The organism is Spirosoma luteum DSM 19990 (genome assembly GCF_000374065.1).
In the GTDB taxonomy this organism is placed as follows: domain Bacteria; phylum Bacteroidota; class Bacteroidia; order Cytophagales; family Spirosomataceae; genus Spirosoma; species Spirosoma luteum.
The window spans coordinates 55323-73130 of sequence record NZ_KB893312.1; the positions used below are offsets into that span (position 1 = coordinate 55323).

13 protein-coding genes are annotated in these 17808 nt (G+C 48.9%); 8 read left to right on the top strand and 5 right to left on the bottom strand.

The features are described from left to right. Positions 1 to 42 precede the first annotated feature (42 nt). A complete protein-coding gene (locus tag B156_RS0127235; RefSeq protein WP_018622978.1) occupies positions 43 to 1134 on the top strand; it encodes a hypothetical protein in 1092 nt (363 codons plus the stop codon). A gap of 1 nt (position 1135) precedes the next feature. On the opposite strand, the gene B156_RS0127240 is transcribed toward B156_RS0127235, so the two are convergent. Then, positions 1136 to 1774, bottom strand: coding sequence for a Pycsar system effector family protein (locus tag B156_RS0127240; protein WP_018622979.1), 639 nt, complete (start codon positions 1772 to 1774; stop codon positions 1136 to 1138). A 215-nt stretch (positions 1775 to 1989) separates the two neighbouring features. On the opposite strand from B156_RS0127240, the gene B156_RS0127245 reads away from it, so the two are divergent. Together B156_RS0127245 and B156_RS0127250 are read left to right on the top strand one after the other, a co-directional pair. Continuing rightward, a complete protein-coding gene (locus B156_RS0127245) occupies positions 1990 to 2370 on the top strand; it encodes a response regulator (protein WP_018622980.1) in 381 nt (126 codons plus the stop codon). Further along, the gene (locus B156_RS0127250) at positions 2367 to 3413 is read left to right on the top strand and encodes an adenylate/guanylate cyclase domain-containing protein (protein WP_018622981.1); all 1047 of its coding nucleotides are present in this window, start codon (positions 2367 to 2369) and stop codon (positions 3411 to 3413) included. Before B156_RS0127245 ends, B156_RS0127250 begins: the two co-directional genes overlap by 4 nt. Positions 3414 to 3424: 11 nt before the next feature. Here B156_RS0127250 and B156_RS0127255 read toward each other — a convergent pair whose 3' ends face one another. Further along, complete coding sequence (locus B156_RS0127255) at positions 3425 to 3787, bottom strand: hypothetical protein (protein ID WP_018622982.1); 363 nt, start codon at positions 3785 to 3787, stop codon at positions 3425 to 3427. Between the two features lie 85 nt (positions 3788 to 3872). Continuing rightward, positions 3873 to 5090 carry an ABC transporter permease gene (locus tag B156_RS0127260; protein WP_018622983.1) on the bottom strand — a complete coding sequence of 406 codons (1218 nt, stop codon included), beginning with the start codon at positions 5088 to 5090 and terminating at the stop codon, positions 3873 to 3875. Positions 5091 to 5325: 235 nt separating this feature from the next. Between B156_RS0127260 and B156_RS0127265 the strand changes: the two genes are divergently transcribed. Next, complete coding sequence (locus B156_RS0127265) at positions 5326 to 5898, top strand: DUF2911 domain-containing protein (protein WP_018622984.1); 573 nt, start codon at positions 5326 to 5328, stop codon at positions 5896 to 5898. 74 nt (positions 5899 to 5972) lie between these two features. Here the strand turns inward: B156_RS0127265 and B156_RS0127270 are convergent, their stop codons facing one another. Both B156_RS0127270 and B156_RS0127275 read right to left on the bottom strand, forming a co-directional pair. Beyond that, on the bottom strand, positions 5973 to 8192 hold the full coding sequence (locus tag B156_RS0127270; RefSeq protein ID WP_018622985.1) for a penicillin acylase family protein: 2220 nt from the start codon (positions 8190 to 8192) through the stop codon (positions 5973 to 5975). Positions 8193 to 8235: 43 nt separating this feature from the next. After that, positions 8236 to 9828, bottom strand: a complete 1593-nt coding sequence (locus B156_RS0127275) for an amidase (RefSeq protein WP_018622986.1) — start codon at positions 9826 to 9828, stop codon at positions 8236 to 8238. Between the two features lie 355 nt (positions 9829 to 10183). Between B156_RS0127275 and B156_RS0127280 the strand changes: the two genes are divergently transcribed. From B156_RS0127280 to B156_RS0127295, 4 genes are all read left to right on the top strand, one after another. After that, positions 10184 to 10882, top strand: coding sequence for a hypothetical protein (locus B156_RS0127280; RefSeq protein WP_026261098.1), 699 nt, complete (start codon positions 10184 to 10186; stop codon positions 10880 to 10882). 93 nt (positions 10883 to 10975) lie between these two features. Continuing rightward, complete coding sequence (locus tag B156_RS0127285) at positions 10976 to 11569, top strand: YbhB/YbcL family Raf kinase inhibitor-like protein (protein ID WP_018622988.1); 594 nt, start codon at positions 10976 to 10978, stop codon at positions 11567 to 11569. A 318-nt stretch (positions 11570 to 11887) separates the two neighbouring features. Continuing rightward, positions 11888 to 14743 carry a TonB-dependent receptor gene (locus B156_RS0127290; protein ID WP_018622989.1) on the top strand — a complete coding sequence of 952 codons (2856 nt, stop codon included), beginning with the start codon at positions 11888 to 11890 and terminating at the stop codon, positions 14741 to 14743. 221 nt (positions 14744 to 14964) lie between these two features. Continuing rightward, complete coding sequence (locus tag B156_RS0127295; RefSeq protein ID WP_018622990.1) at positions 14965 to 17790, top strand: carboxypeptidase-like regulatory domain-containing protein; 2826 nt, start codon at positions 14965 to 14967, stop codon at positions 17788 to 17790. Positions 17791 to 17808: the final 18 nt, after the last annotated feature.

The following is a 17808-nucleotide window of genomic DNA, read 5'->3' on the forward strand; positions in this document are numbered from 1 at the left end:
TAAGTTTACAGCCCTATCAGCAGTTTTACCTATATAAACACCATGAACCAACAGTACCTCCTTGTCCTGCTTCTGTGGACTTTTTCTTGGGGAGCGCCCACCGTAACTACGGCCCAACGGCCGCCATCCGGTTCTGGTTCACTCCCAGATAAACACGTTAGTGCCAATAAGTCCACCGTTCTTTTCGAAGGTGATGCTGTCGTGGCGTTTACGCTGACGGCTAATTTGCGGGCACTCGCCAGAGACAGAGGAGACCAGCCGGTTGAGCATGCGGCTGTCCTGCTATATAATGATGCCAAAGGTATAGACACGCTTCCGCTGACGCTGAAAGTGAGGGGTAATTTCCGGCGTAGTAAAGACAATTGTTCGTTTCCACCCCTGCTGATAGACTTCCCCAAAAAGAAGACCCGAAACACCTTGTTTGCCCATCAGAACAAATTGAAATTGGTCACACATTGCCAGGTTGACGAATGGGTAGTGCGCGAATACCTGGTGTATAAACTGTATAATTTGCTGACCGAACTGAGTTTTCGTGCCCAGCTGGCTCGCGTCACCTACGCCGACTCGCTGGGGAAACGTACACCCGAAACGCACTGGGGCTTTTTGCTGGAAGACGACAGTGACGTAGCCAAACGGAACGGTGTAAAAGTCAGCAATGTGAAACAAACGACCATGGGTTATGCCGATTCACTCAGTATGGCCACGGTTGCGGTATTCGAGTTCATGATTGGCAATACCGATTGGTCGGTGCCTTATCTGCACAACATCCGCCTGTTCGATAATGGGCAGACCGGTTCGCTACCCGTGCCTTACGATTTTGATTATTCGGGTATTATCGAGTCCACTTATGCCATTCCACCGGAGCAGTTGGGTATTCGGTCGGTGAGGGAACGGGTGTATCGGGGCCCAGTTTATCCTGTTTCCCTGTTTCAGCAGGTGTTTGATAAATTCAATGACCTGAAACCGCAGTTTTATGCCCTCTACCAGAACGACAGTCGCCTGGATAAGGGCTATGTGAAACGTACCCTAAAGTACCTCGATGAGTTTTACACCCTTATCAATAAGCCGGCAGCAGCACGGCTTGTATTCGGTCAGGGTGCCAAAAATGGTGTGGTTATTAAAGGCTTAAAATGAGTTAGTGTGTTACTAGCAGGATTGCTGCTGCCATAACGACAACTACTGAAAAGCCAATCATAAAGAAGTGATAGGCGAATTTCAGTAACCGATATTTCCGGGCTAACACTTGTCCCTGCGCGTATATATTGTCAATCAGACTGGTGTAGATGTCCTCCTCGTTACTAAGCAGTTGGCGGAGGTGCTGGCGGTACTCATCGGCAGTAAGCTGGCTGTAATAACCAAAAAACAGTAAATCGACGGGCGGTGCGCCAGGCTTACTGAATCGTTTTTTTCGGGGCGCAATCATTGGATTTGTAGCAATCAATGAAACGACGATAGTGGTCAGGCATACCACCAATAGTATGACGCTGGGAATAATCAGATGAGCGGGCGTGTCGATTTTACGGACGTAGGCAGAAAGGATGACCGAGATAACAATGGTGTTGACGGAAATCATCAGGTTTGCCTTACGGTCGGCCATCTCGCTGAGTTTTATGTGATTCGACATCGTAGTCCGAAACAATGTTTCGACACCCCTACTGGCTTTCTTTTTCTTCTCTTTTTTTTCCTTTTTGGGTCGGGGGGCTTCTGGTTCAGGCCTACTCGTAGGAATGCCCTTCTCTAAGTCAATTGGGTTTTCTGGTTGTATTGGAGCCATTGATAGCGACTGATTTACCAGTAAGTTTACGAATCTATTCAGACATTTTCTATCACACTGAGCAGAAAGGTGGAGGTGGCATAACAGTCTCTAACTAATGCATCGCTTTCCGTTGTCAACAGAAATAAAAACCGCCTGTATGCAGCGAGAGATTACCTTAGTGCGTTAATGCCTAAGGCAAATTTTCTATCTTTGATTTATGGCCTTCCCTTCCTATGAAGAAAATATTAGTCGTCGATGATGAAGTAGACGTAAAAGACTTGTTTCTCCAGCGGTTTCGTCGCGAAATACGGAATGCAGAATTTCAGTTACATTTCGCTAATTCCGGCGAGGAGGCTCTCACTTATCTTGCTGACCACACATCGGAGGTTGTGCTGATTCTATCCGATATAAATATGCCGGGTATGAGCGGTTTTGAATTACTGCGCCATATCCGCGAGGATTTTCAGATACCTCCGCCACCCGTAGTGATGATGATAACGGCCTATGGTGACCCCGAATCACAGCAACAGGCCGTTCAACTGGGAGCCAACGATTTTCTGACCAAGCCACTCGACTTTGCGGCTTTAAAACAAAAACTTCACGATTTACCATGAATGCCAAAATACTGGTGGTTGATGACGAAACGGACCTTGAGTTACTGATTAAACAAAAGTTCCGACGGCAGATTCGGGAGAAAAAATATGAATTTTCCTTCGCCCACGATGGTGCCGAAGCATTGGAAGTACTATCCCGGCAACCCGATACGGATATGGTGCTGACCGATATTAATATGCCCGGCATGGATGGCCTTACCCTGTTAATCAAGTTACACGAAAGTAATCCTATGCTCAAAGCCGTAATCGTGTCGGCTTATGGCGACATGGATAATATTCGTACGGCCATGAACCGGGGAGCATTCGATTTCGTGACCAAGCCCGTCAATTTTGAGGACCTGGAATTAACGATGCAAAAAACGATGGAGTACGTCATGCAACTCCGTCAGACCCTGCAAGCCATCAAAGAGAACGACATTCTGCGGATGTACGTGGACGAATCGGTGCTGACGTTCATGAATAAGCCTGAATTTGAGAAGTCTCTTTCGGCCAGTGAAACCGTAGTAGCTACCGTTCTATTTATTGATATCTGCGGGTTTACAGCTATTTCTGAGCGCGAATCGCCCGACACGGTCGTTCGGCTGGTGAATCGTTATTTTGATGTGATGGTCAAGGAAATCATTGGGCAGGGGGGCTACGTCGATAAATTTATGGGTGATGCCGTGATGGCCGTTTTCCGGGGCGACTATCATTTTGACCGGGCCGTTGAGGCCGCCCTGGCGGTGCGGACGCAGATTGCCACGTTGGAAGATAACCTGCAAAATAACCTGAATTACCATCCTCAAGTATCCATTGGTATCAACACCGGCGAAATGGTATCAGGAAACATCGGCTCCGCCACGCTTCGGAGGTTAGACTATACCGTAATCGGTGATGCGGTCAATACCGCTCAGCGGTTACAGTCGGTCGCGCAACCCGGCCAAATTATTATTCTTGAGTCGGCTCAGCAGAAAATCGCCGAATCCTTCACCTGCGAACGCATCGGGGAGGTAACCCTGAAGAACAAAGCCGAGCCGGCGGTTGTCTACAATGTTATAAAATGAGAAGACGGCGCTTAGTAACCTAACTTCTCAGGCTGGCTTAGTAACAGGTGTATGGTGAAAACAAGGCCGACAACCAGTGTAATAGCCGTAAAAAGATAGCCCAATACCAGAAATGCCGATGCTCCCGTAACGCATCCTGGCCCATTGGCTGTTTGTCCTATGCCCATGGATGCGGCACAAACCCAGAAGGCAAGGGCAGGGGTAACCAGGCCAGTAAGAATTGAGAAAACAGCCGACAACCCAATGAGACCAGCCGATTGCTTCATTGACTTGCGCTGGCTCAGATAGAAGAACAGGGCCAGTGGAACAATGGCAATCAAAAGGGGAATGACCAATAGCAGTACAAATTTTCCCGCCAGCAACAGGGTGTTCATGTTGTAAATGAATGTCCGACATCCTTTATTCGGAAACCACCTGAACGTAACCCACTTTTCGAGAAAACTTGTTTCGGGAAAGGTATTAGTCTTCCGCCAGGGTCTGGGAAATGTTCATTCGATAAACGCCCAGCGCGGGTAGGGCAGCGGCCAGCAGGCCAATCAGCAGGGCGACACCCAGTAAGGCCCATTCTTCGGGCAATAGGCCAAATGCCGCCAGATTGTAATGATAATCATCCGAAACACTACTGGAGAACAACCAGAGGCCAACGCGGCTGAACAGAATACCCAGGGCAAAACCAATCAATGCCAGCACCAATCCCTCGAGCAGCAGCATACCAAACAGCTGCGCCCGCGTAGCCCCCATCGAAAGCATCAGAGCCATCTCGTACCGCCGTTCCTTCAGGGAATTGTAGAGCGAAACGAATACACTGATGCCCGAAATGAGCATAATCGCGATGGCCAGTCCGCGCAGGGTTTCTACCCCAACGCCCAGCAGGGAGAACAGCCGGTTGATTTCTATGTTGGGCAAAGCTGCCTGTAGCTTGGAATTGCTGTTGATACCCCGCGCCAGCATCATCCCCATCGGGTTCCGAAACTTAACGAGCATACTGGTGATTTCACGAGGGCCTTTTTCATGACCCTCTTCTGTATGCTCATCTACGGTTGCCGGTGTTGCTTCGTGCTCTTGTTCATGGATGGCCCATATGCTTGAGATGGGCGTAAGAATGAGCTGATCGGCAACGGTGTTGGTGGCATTCAAAATCCCTACCACTTTGTAAAGCGAGCCAGCGTGGGCCTCTCCGTCTTTATCCAGCCCGTGCGACCCGGCAAAGGTATCGCCGATTTTCAGGCCCGTTACGGCGGCTACGCGGGGGCCAATAACGGTCTCCAGATTCTGCTGAAACAATTTCCCCTGCGTGATGGTAGCCCCAAAATGATCGAGGTATTTTTTGTTCGTTCCCACAATCCGAAATGAGCGGTAATTGTCACCAATGGCCAGTGGAATGGCCGTTTTGATCATGGGATTACGCGTAAGTCGCTCGGCTTCATCGAGGGAAATGTTCCCCGTTGGGGAATCGATCTGGTAAATGCTGGACAATATCAGTTGTAATGGGCTGCCTTTGGCACCCAGCACCATATCGATACCTTTGATGTTTTTGCGAAACTGATTGTCTAACTGCTTGTTGAGCAGCAACAGCAGGGAAATAATGGTGATGCCAAAGGTCATGAGCAACCCACTCAGAAAACTGGTCAGGGGCTTATCCCGCAGGTTACTCCAACTAATTTGAAACAGATTCATTCCGGGGGTAATTATTGGCTGACGAAAAGCGATGAATTGGGGAAAGGGAAAGCGGTATAAAATTAGTAAGAATGACCCGTTTTGATACCCAGGCCGCGTATTGTTGGTTGGTAATCAGTCAATCCTGCCAAAAGGAATCTCTTTTTTTGATGGAACATCCGTTATAACTTGCCAGAATCGTTTAATATAGCAGAGGACTTAATCTGGATGTCCTCGTTAACTCGTCATGATTTGTATGAAAAAAATTAGTTTACTGCTTGCCTTCTTTTGTTTCGCGATTGCCGGAGCCAACGCCCAAACATTCCGGGGGCTTGATAAGTCGCCGATGGACATGGCCTATTTCCCCGATGATTATGCCCATGACCGTAAATTTGCTCCCGCCAAAATTGGCACGGATAAAGCCATGGTTCGGGTAACGTACACCCGTCCGGCCAAAAACGACCGCGAGGTTTTTGGGAAACTAGTGCCATACGGTAAGGTGTGGCGCGCCGGTGCCAACGAAGCGCCGGAGATTAAATTTTACCAGGATGTTACGTTTGGCGGTAAAAAGATTCCTGCCGGTACGTATGCTCTGCTGACTATTCCGAATGAAAAGGAATGGACAATTATCCTCAGCTCCGACGTTGACCAGTGGGGCGCCTACAGCTATAATGAATCGATGGATGTGGCCCGCGTAAACGTACCGACGGAGAAAACCAGTGCTCCTCTGGATAATTTTTCGATTCAGTTTGCCCGGAAAGACCCTAAAACAGCCACCATGTACCTGGGTTGGGACAACACGATGGTAGCCGTCCCAATCGGTTTATAAGACCGATACAACTAACTCAGCCCGATAATGCTTAAATTATCGGGCTGAGTTAATTATTAGCGGACGGTATCGCCTTACTCGCCCGGATGATACGTGCGCTCTATATGCTGCTGAATATCTTCCGGGTAGAATAGAACATCTTTAAATTTCCCTTCGCAGTACAGCGGGGCCTGGTCCGTAAAATGTTTCGTGCCGGGTTGGCTACTCTGACCACCCGTAACCACGGAACGCGCTTTTATCCGCTTCCCAAACTCAACGACGGCCACAAAACTATTCCCAACGTACCCATATCGCTTTTTGGTATTCGGATGAGTACGCGCCCCGAAGGCGGCTAGTGAGCCCCAGTTAGATGACGTGAAGCCAACAGGAATGCTCGGTTTCTGGTCATCGAAGGTTTCCTGAATCTTGCCCGTCAATCGCTGATAGCGGTTAATGTTACCCCAGGGTGTTTTCCAGGTACCAAAGTCGCGGGTGAGGTTGGCTAATGCGTCGGCGAGGGCCGTCACTTTTTCCTGCGGGGAAGTACTACTGATGGTGAAAGCCGTAAAACTCAGATTGTCGAGTGGCTGACCGGGTTGAACGCGGCTACGGGCCAGTTTCTGGATGGTTTCTCCCCAAACAATGCCCAGCGTCATCCCGACGGACTGAGTGCCATATTCTCGCTTCCAATTGGTCAGTACCTGAATGGCTTCCTGTAAATCGTTGGCCTGGTTAACAGACTCACCAGAAACCGTTTGCCAGGCTTTCAGCAAGGAAGGTATCAGGTCGTCGAAGGCGGCCAAATGTGGGTCGTTGGCGGCTGCAATGAGCGTGTCGAGCGTAAACACTGATTTCTGACTCAGGACGCGGGCCGCATTGATACCCCGATAGTTTTCGGCATCGGGAGCCATATAGGCTGGATAGATACTTTTGTTGGGGCTGCTGGTACCTGATACCGTAAAGGGCGTTGAGTTACAATTCTGAATCCAGCCGCTGGCCGGATTTTTGACCTGTACAATCTCATCGGCGGTATGCAACCCTTTCCAGTCAGTTTCGGGATTGCTGCCATCTATGGGTTGATTCCAGTCGAACCTGGGGTTACGTTTCGGCATAAAATTACCGTGCCAGTAGGCAATTGTCCCATCGGCATCGGCATACACGGTATTGTTCGACGCATTGCCGTTGAGCTTCATTACGTCCTTGAAACTGGCGTAGTTAGTCGCTTTTGTCCGCAGGTACGATTGTTCCAGCGCATTCAGTGGTGTGTTCATCATGGCAATCGCAATCCATTTGCCATTCTTCTCGCCCACAACGGGGCCATGCTGCGTCCAGTACATGGTAAATTCTTTGTACTGAATGCCGCTATCGGTTTTATAGGGGAGCTTAACTTTCTGACTCGGAACGGGCTTTATCTGGCCGCCATGCCGATAAAAAAGTGCCCCGTTCTTCTTTTCAATCGTTTCCAGATATTCATCCATCGAGTCGGCATAGCTGGAGGTATGCATCCAGCCGCAATGCTCGTTGAAGCCCTGATACACGAAGAACTGTCCCCACGTCACGGCTCCGTAGGCATTCAGCCCCTGCTGACTAACCATCTGTACCTCCGACCGGAAATAGAACGAGGTATGCGGATTAATAAGCAGTAACGCATTCTTCGTGGCACTTTTGGCGGGGGCAATTGCAAATCCATTCGACCCGACGGATTCGCGTTCGTAGATATCCGTGTTGTCATTCTTTTGCATCATGGACGTTTTACGCTGCTCGTAAAAGTCCTGTAGTCTGCCAGTGGGAATCACGCTGATATTACCGCCAATACTACCCTCACTGAACATAAGTGGCATCCAGGGCCGAAATCGGGTCAGAAGCCGTGGCTTTACCGTTGGGTGGGTATGCAGGTAATAGTTGGTGCCATCGGCGAAGGCATCGAGCAGGCTCTTCATCCAGACCGGGCTTTTTTTGTAGAGCGCAACCGCCTGGGTCGTATCCATAAACAGCCGTGCCCGCAAATCGTGATACAGTGCCGATTCGCCCTCTACTTCGGCCAGCCGCCCAATTGCATCCAGGTAGTTCATCTCAACCCGGTCGAAATCATCCTCGCACTGCGTAAACAACAGGCCAAATACCACATCGGCATCGGTTTTCCCGTAGATGTGCGGCACACCCCAGGTATCGCGGGTGATGGTGACCTGCTTAGCCCGTTGCTGCCAGCGGGCAATATCGGCTTTGGCGAATGGCTGGGCATGAGTTATGCTTGCACTCAGGTAGACTAACAGACTGAAAATTAAACCGGGAGATTGGAAAACAGGACGATTCATTGAGGCTAGTTTGATGAAATGAAGGGAAAACAGCTATTGGTCATCACTGACCAATAGCTGAAAATTGTTTGGGAGCTACACGGCGGTGGGTTTTCTGCTCATAGCCGTATACGAGTCGAATTAACGTTGGTTCATCGAACATACGGCCCAGAAACTGAATACCAGCGGGAAGATTACCCGTAGTGAATCCCATAGGAATGGTGAAAGCAGGCTGGCCCGTGGCGGGGGCAATTAACTGGCTATTATCGCCTTTGTAGCCTTTTGCGTCGCCTACCAGAGCGGGTGGATAATTCCAGCTTGGGTACACCAGCGCATCCACATGCAGCCGATCCATTTCGGCTTCTATCGCTTTCCGGTACTTGATCCGAAGTGGGTCCGTAAAGGCATCCCCACAGGGAATTTCGGGGTGACCGGCCCGGCCCGTGTGAGTTTGCTGGTAGGTAATCCGGTCGCGCACAATGTCTGAATAGCCACCCACCCGGATAATATCCTCCAGCGTTTTCAGGGTATCTCGCTTTACAAAGGTGCGGAGGTAGTCTTCTACGTCGGCTCTGAATTCGGCACACCACTGATTGGCCCGCAGCAAATCGAAATCAGTGATGGTTACGTCAATGACTTTAGCACCTGCCTGCGTCATATCCAGCAGTGCCTGATTGAAAAGCTGTTTGATTTCGGGGTGGATGTTTTTATCGGTTATCTGACGCATCACCCCAATGTGGGCACCTTTCAGCCCGTCTTTTTGCAAAAACTGCGTGTAGTTTTTAGGGACTTTCCCCTGGCTATTCTGGGTAATCGGGTCGTTGGGGTCATACCCCGCCGTAATCTCCAGTAGCCGGACGGCATCTTCCACGGTTCGGCACATGGGTCCACCTACATCGTTGCGGGTATAGAGGGGAATGATGCCGTATCGACTCACCAGGCCCAGCGACGTTCTAAGGCCCACCAGCGCGTTGTGCGACGATGGCCCCCGGATGGAGTTACCCGTATCAGAGCCAAGCCCCACCGTGCCCATGTTAGCCGCTACGGCTGCAGCTGTTCCTCCGCTCGATCCGGCGGGTACGTAGGCCAGATTATACGGATTCAGGGTTTCGCCCGCCATCGAACTCTGCGAGTGCATGGGTGTAAAGGCCCACTCGGCCATGTTCGATTTGGCCAGAATAACGGCACCGGCTTCCCTGAGTTTCCGAACCTGCCAGGCATCTTCCATTGGCTCGAACCCTTTCAGGGCAATAGAGCCGCCCGTTGTTTGCAGGCCCTTTGTATTGAAATTGTCTTTCACAATAACCGGAATACCATGCAGAGGACGAAGTTTGCCGGTTTTTCGGAACTCCGCATCGAGTGCTCTGGCCGTTGCGACAGCGTCCGGATTGATCAGGATAATAGAATTGAGTTTGGTGGGCTGGTCGTAGGTCTGGATACGCTTAAGGTACTCATTGACCAACTGTTCACTCGTCAATGACCCAGACCGAAAGGCCCGGTGGATATCACTAATGGTCGCTTCGACCAGTTGAAAAGTAGGAGCAGGAGGGGACTTTGGCCGCGGCTGAGCCTGAACGGACATTAGCCAGTGAAGATGTAGCAGTAGCAAAAACGCATACCGGCATACCGGATGAATGATACGAATAGGTTGCTGCATACAATACGTCTGGACGGGTAATTGTTTGGTAAAAATACGATTTCCAAGTTGCTGTAAGCTAATGAATAGAAATTTGCTCCTGTTTATACGGCATACTTTTTAGTTTATAAAATTTATTCTATCTCACCAATTGGAAAGAACCAGCAATTGCCACTAAGAAATACGGGGTATAAACCATGTTTTTTTCTGATGTACCTGCTCTATCTGCCAGGGCTATTCGGCCTCTGATTATGTTTGTGTTATCTCTTTGAAATCAGGTAGTTATTTCGTATTTTTATCTCCCCAATTTTCAACAGATAACCATACTAATGAGCCGGGTTTTGACCTGAACGCCACTGCCCGGCATTTAATCCGCATGAAGAAAGGACGCTCAAATCCAAATCAACTCCAGATCGATTTTCTGGCGGCCTTCCGCCAGATGCTTGTTAGCCTGGGGAATCCCGAAAACCTACCCGTCAATGAAAGCCTGTTCATGCGCATGACGGATCAGTGGGAAAATACCCGCGTTATTCCAGCTAACCTGCTCTTTCAGAAAAGCCCTGTGGAGGCTGTTATTTTCCGGCTACAAAAACTGGAGCAGGAAAAGGGCGAAGAACGGTTACGGTTTCCCCATGAATTTATAGCCGGTGAAATCCGGGGAGAGCAGGGACTCACGGGATTCTCAGCCCGGTTTCGGGAGCAGGGGTGGGTCATCCTGCCCGCTGAATTATCCGCTATGTACAAAAATCTGTTTTTGAATATACTGGCGGCTTCCGTAGGCCTTGACCATTTGTATCCCGCCAAAAAAGAATTGCTGGCCGAAGCCGAGCGCGTAGCGCTGGAAGCGATGCTGCCCGAATCCGAAGTGCGTAAGTTTTTCGGTTTACGCCTGACTCGTTTTCCCGACAGCTTCCGTAGCGAAGTGGTCAATTACTATAACATTCCGTTCGATTACGTCCTGAAGCGGGCTAATCATCTTGGGATGGTATCGGAACAGGTGCTGGAAGAATCACGCATTAGTCAGCCCCTACGCTCAACCATTCTACGCCGTCCGCAGAGCAGCCGGGCCGCCTAACGAGGAACTGTATTACGAAAGATTAAGGCAGTTGTAAAAACCTAATTGATAACGAGCCGGTTAGATACGTGAACGCACTTAACCGGCTTCTTTATGCGTACTATCTGGCGGATTTTACTGGGACTTGTTCTAGTTGTAGTCCTGGTTCTCGTTGGTATGCACTTTTGGGCTGCGAGCGGTCGAAACAAAGAGGAGCAAAAGCTCGTGGCACTTAATAAATACATACGTGTTTCGAGCCGTTCTTTTCCCCCAGATGGTGACATGCCCGTCAGTTGCAGTTGTAAGGGGGAGGAGCGTTCTCCCGAAATTTCCTGGGAAAATGTTCCTCTTACAGTTACATCATTCGTTATTCTGGCCACGGATTACGACGTACCCACGCCTGCATTTCCAATTTTCAACTTGTCGCACTGGGTCGTTTATAATATACCCACAGCTGTGCGAAGCTTACCCGATGGCGTTACGCCAGCCCAAATGATTGCCTTAGGTGGCAAAGTCGGTAAAAACTCGCTGGGCAATTTGAAATTTATTGGCCCATGCCCTCCCCTGGGTCGTCATGCGTATGTGTTCCGGGTGTATGCGCTCGACCAACTGCTTTCGTTCCCGGGTGTACCCGACAAGCAGGTGGTACTTGATGCCATGGAAGGGCATATTCTTGGATATGGTGAGTTGACGGGCTACTTCCAATAATTACTTCCTTGTCTTTCAGCAGACACATCCCGTCGACAGTACTCCGACTGTCACTACAAGCTACTTTCCATTATCTCATTGCCATCGGCCTATACCTGACAATGTGCTGATATTGTTCATTTGTGACTTATTCGGAGAAGGATTTGTCTACAAACAGGAATAATAAACGAATTAGCCTTATTACCTGATTCCGATTTGGAAATTATCATAGAATACACCTGTTTTGTATAATCTATCTAATCAATAGATTATAACTACTAAAAGTCTACCGACAACCGGGAGTATAGGGAGTAATACACATCAAACCGTATTTAAGCTATGAAACAGCGAATTTTTACACTACCATTCATCTTTTTGAGTCTGCTTGGTTCACTACCCCTTTTAGCCCAGGACGATTTGGTCTTATTGTCTGGCCGCGTTGATGATAGCGAAACGCATCAACCCATTCCGGGGGCGGGGGTATTAATCAAGAATACAGTCGCAGGAACCATTACGAACGAGTCAGGGGAATTTACGCTTAGAACAAAAGTGAAATTCCCTTTTACCCTGGTATTCCAGGTAATAGGCTATGCGCCCAGGGAACTGACCGTAGAGCGGCCGGGTGATAAAATAGCCATATCTCTCAACACACAGGCTATTTTAGGCAAAGAGGTGGTCGTTACAGCCTCCCGAATCGAAGAAGACATTCTTAAGTCGCCGGTCGCAATCGAAAAACTAAATCTTCGGGTACTAAAAGAAAGCCCGGCTCCCAGTTTCTACGATGCACTCGAAAATGTGAAAGGAGTGCAAATGACCACATCCAGCCTTACTTTCAAGGTGCCTAACACACGGGGCTTCAACATACCGAACAACTTTCGGTTTATGCAACTGGTGGATGGAGTTGATATGCAGGCTGCTACATTGGGTGTACCGCTGGGCAACGCCATTGGCCCGACTGAACTCGATATCGAAAGTATTGAAATTACACCCGGAGCGGCTTCGGCCTTGTACGGCATGAATGCGATAAATGGGCTAGCCAACCTCCAGACGAAAAGTGCTTTTCAGTACCAGGGCGTGAGTTTATATCAGAAAACGGGGGTCAACCACGTCGATGGCATTGATCGCAACCCCTCTTTACTAACCGAATCAGCCGTTCGGATAGCCAAAGCGTTTGGCAATAAATTCGCCTTCAAACTGAATTTTAGCTACTTACAGGGTACCGATTGGCTAGCCAATACGCAAACAGATCAAAATCCACAGAATAAGACCTCAGCTAACCCCCGTTTTCCGGGTTTATCGGGTGCCAGCAATCCAGCAGCCGATTTATGGAATCGTTATGGTGATGATGGCAGTTCGCGGTCGGCAATAGCCATACAGTACAAGGGAAAAACGGAAACCTTTAACGTAAGCAGAACAGGTTATTATGAAAGGGACCTCGTTAACCCAGCGGTTCGGAATGTGAAATTAGATGGTGGGTTATTTTATAAAATCAATGATAAAGTTGAACTGTCGTACGGGTATCGTTACGGGTTGATGGATGGCATTTTTCAGCGGGGAAACAAAATACAGTTAAAGAATGTAACGGTTCAGAATCATAAACTGGAACTGCACGGAACGGATTTTACCCTTCGTGGTTATACCCTGATTGAAAACACGGGAAACTCGTATAACCTGAATCCATTAGCCTACAACCTTGATTTGAACAATGGGTCTAACCCTGTTTGGGCGGGCAAATTTCAGAAAGAGCTTCAGACTCAGGTTGATGCTGGAGCGGATCTGGCAACGGCCATGACTCTGGCCCGATCTGTTGCCGACCAGGGACGCGTACAGCCGGGTACGGCGGCTTTCAATGATCTGAAGAATACCATTATTGGCATCAACAACTGGGATATTGCGGTGAATACGCTTGGTGCTACTACCACCGGTGGAGCGGCCCTTTGGCAGCGTAGCAACACCTACCATGCCGATGCGCAACTGAATCTGCGTCGTTACATAACCTTTGCCGATGTGCTGGTAGGAGCCGATTACCGTCGCTACGAAGTAATTCCCGATGGCAACAACTTTGTCGATTTCTCAAAACCTCTCGAGCAGCGTACTACCCCGGGAGGAAAAAATCAGATTTATACAAAATACGGCGCGTTCGTGTCCGTCACTAAAACGTTTTTAAGTGATAAGCTCAAAACGTCCGCTTCTCTGCGGGTTGATAATAATCCGGAGTTCTCACCCAAAATGAATCCACGTCTGGCATTGGTCTATACGGCTGCGGAAAAACACAACATTCGATTTACGTACCAGAATGGGTTCCGGTACCCGTCGCTGTTCGAAGCTCTGTCGTACGTTAATAATGCCGGAGTTCGGCGCGTTGGGGGACTGGCCCGGGTGAATGAAGGGTTAGGTTATCTGGAAAATTCCTACACACTGGCTTCTATCAATAATTTTGTTTCTGTTGTTAACGCCGATGTAGCCGGTGGTTTGTCCAGGAGTGATGCCGCCTTGAAAAACCGGGCGCAGCTGGCCGTTGCCGGTCTACCCGCTGAACAGCCAGAACACATCAACTCCCTGGAAATAGGCTACAAGAGTGTACTGGCCAAGAACAAACTGGCTGTCGATGCGGATGCATACTACAACAGTTACAGGAATTTTTTGGGTCAGGTCGATGTAGCCGTTCCTACAAACGGTAATGTGGGTTCCGACGCGGCCGTTCTGGATATGCTGACCCGCACCAAGCAGGTCCGTTACCGGGTATATACCAATGCCAGGCAGGTATATTACAGTTACGGGGCTTCGGTGGGAGTGACGTATAACTTCTATCAGAAATACGTTTTATCGGGAAACTTCAATTACAACAACCTAATTTCCAATGACAATCCTGATGTGTTTGTAACAGGGTTCAACACGCCCAAATACGTGACGAATATTAGTTTTGGTAATCGCGAAATTGCCAGGAACCTGGGCTTCAACGTCGTTTGGCGCTGGCAGGATAGCTTTTTCTGGCAAAGCCCGCTGGCCGACGGCGTTATTCCCGCTTATCAAACGGTTGACGCGCAGGTAACATACCGGGCACCCCAGCCAAAACTGACTTTCAAGCTGGGTGGGTCTAATATACTCAACAATCGTTACGTTCAGTACGCAGCTGGCCCAACCATTGGTGGTTTATACTACCTGGCTATAACCTGGGATGTGACGCGTTTTTAAATTGCCCTGCCCAATCCCAGCGGGTTCAGTGAATACCAATCATTACTGTACAGAATGGCCTGCGAAACGAAAGGGTAATTACATCGTCATAAGGTGAGCTAAAGTTTTTGGAATTTGTGGAAACTGTTTGCGTTATGTGATAAGACGCAAACAGTTTCTTTGTTTTTACCGTAAATACATTGGTTATTACCAGGTATACTACTGAACCCAACGACGTATTTATGCGCAAACGCATCCCTATACTGCTCTTTTTTATGTGCTTAGGTGTGTTAAACACTCAGGCACAGATAAACCTTGCCGGCGTTGTCACTGACGAAAATGAGCAGCCATTGGCAGGAGCAACTATCGTTATTCGAAATACAAACACCGGTACAACAACACAGAATGACGGTCAATTTGCTTTGCAGACTACGGGCGAGTTGCCATTGACTATCAGCGTATCGTTCATTGGGTATCAGCCAAGAAACGTACAGGTGAGAGGGTATAACTTTCGTCATATTGTTGCCATACTCAGTCAGGAAAGGATTCCGGCCCAAGCCCGCGACGGTGTCATGGTTGCCAGTCGGGTAGAAGAGATTAGTCAGAAAGCTCCCCTGACGGTAGAGAAGCTGGAGGCTGCTCAGTTTCAGCAAGCACCGGCAGTTAGCCCGTTCGGTGCCCTTCAATACGTGAAGGGTGTGGATTTGATGACGCAGAGTCTACCGTTTCAATCCGTGAATCTGCGGGGTTTTGGGTCTACCAGTAACAGTCGCTTTCTTCAGCTGAATGATGGGATGGATAATCGCTCCCCGGGTCTTGGGTTTGGATTTGGCACTGTGGCAGGTATTCCTGATCTGGATATCGAACACATCGAACTTGTTGCGGGCGCATCGTCTGCTCTGTATGGACCCGATGCCGAGCAGGGGGTTATGCTTACGTCAAGTAAAAACCCATTTACGTATCAGGGGTTAAGTGTACGGGCAATAGGAGGTGTCAACAATATCGGGAAAGCGGGTTTCGGGCCGAAATCTTACCGGGATTTTGCCATTCGGTATGCCCGCGAATTAAGTGAACGCCTGGCAGTCAAAGTAAACGTTCAGCGGCTGGATGCCACGGATTTTATTGCTGACAACTACAACGACAGGCAAACACGTGACCGAAGTGCTGGCTATCAACCTAACAATAATTTTAACACAAACTTTCAATACGATGGGGTTAATCGTTACGGCGATGAATTTGTTGGTACGGGTAGTGAATACACCTTCCCTAACGATTATGCCAATGTGCTGTTACAGAATAAGCTGGTAACCAGGACGGGTTATGCCGAAGTTGATTTAATTGGAAATAATGGCAAGATGTTCAACAATCGGGCGGATGTGTCGCTACATTACCGGTTACCGGGCAATATTGAAGCATCGGTAGGCTGGTATTACAGTAATGGTAACTTCATTCGTACCGCAAATTTCCGGGAGTATATACCCAATTACCAACGGAATCAGGTTAAGGCTGAAATACGCGGTGATAACTTTTTCCTGCGCGCCTATACGACTCAGCAAAAAGCGGAAGGCTGGAACATTGGCCTTACGGCAGTTGGCATTAACAACAGTTGGAAATCGCTGGGGCAGTGGGCAGCTGAGTTCGGACAGGTTTACGTGGAAAATAAAGTCACCGTTGGTGAATCCCGCGCCACCGCCGACCGGAATCGCTACGTGCCTGGTTCTGGACAATTTAATTTCGTTCGCGATCTGTTTTCAGCTACCTATAATACCGATTCCGTTCCGGGCTTTGGAAGTGTTCGCGGAACCCGTTTTCGGGATAATTCTGCTCTCTGGCATTATGAGGGTATGTATAATATAAGCGACATTATTCAGATCGCTGATGTTGTCGTGGGCGGTAGTATGCGTCAATACGTGCTTAATACGAGTGGAACACTTTTTGCCCTGAAGCCCGATGGAACGGAGTATATGATGAACGAATATGGTGGCTACATACAGGTTTCAAAGGAAATTGCCGTTGGCCCTTCCTTAAAGGTGAAGCCTGCGGTGGTTGTGCGATACGATAAAAATCAGTATCTGAAGGGTATCTTTTCACCCAGAGCATCGGCAGTAGTCAGTATGAAACAGCACCATTTGCGGGCATCCTGGCAATCGGCCTTTCACAACCCCGTGCCGGGGCAGCTTTTCGCTTCTCCAGCCACGGGTAGGTCGGGTGAAGTTGGTGGTTTGCCCATGGCTTCACAGGCGACTATGCTATTTTTGAACCCTGCCTATCTGGACAGCGATGTGAATGCTTTCAGGGAAGGACGTATTTCGGCTGAGCAACTTCAAAATCGCAATTATACACCGTCACCCATCCAAACGGAACAGCTCAAAACCTGGGAAGTAGGGTACAAGACACTACTTTGGAATAAGCTATCGGTAGATGCTCTTTACTTCCGTAGCTACTACTCCGGTTTTATATCGACCCAACCGGTGTACCAGCCCACTAATGGACAGTTGAATGATTTTACCACGAATGCCTATCGTACGCTGCAAATCAGTACTAATAGTTCGAACGATATTTTTGTTGACGGCTGGGCAATAGGAGGGACGTATACCATAGGTCGTGGGTTTGCCCTAAGTGGTAATTATGCCCATCAGGTTGGTACCGTCACGCTGCGTGATTTGCAGGGGACCATCGTGAATGACAATGCGGGAAATCCCATCATCAAACGTAAAATGAGTGATAGTGAGGTAGTGAAAAAAGGCCGTAACTACTTCGATTCTCCCGAAAACAGGTATACTGTTTCCTTTAGTAATCCGCAACTAACGGATCGGCTGGGCGCATCCGTTGCTTTTCGCTGGACAGACAAAATGTGGTATGAGCAGGGAATTACAGCGGGAGATGCCTGGCTGCCTTCCTGGAGTAGTTTAGATGCGCAGGTATCCTGTAAAATGCCTCTTCTGAAATCAGTGATAAAAGTAGGCGCGACAAACATCCTCAACAAATACTACGCTCAGGGATATGGGCTTGCACAGGTTGGAGGACTATACTACGTTAGCATAACGTTTGATGAGTTGATGAAGTAGTTTCGCCTTTTAAGGGTT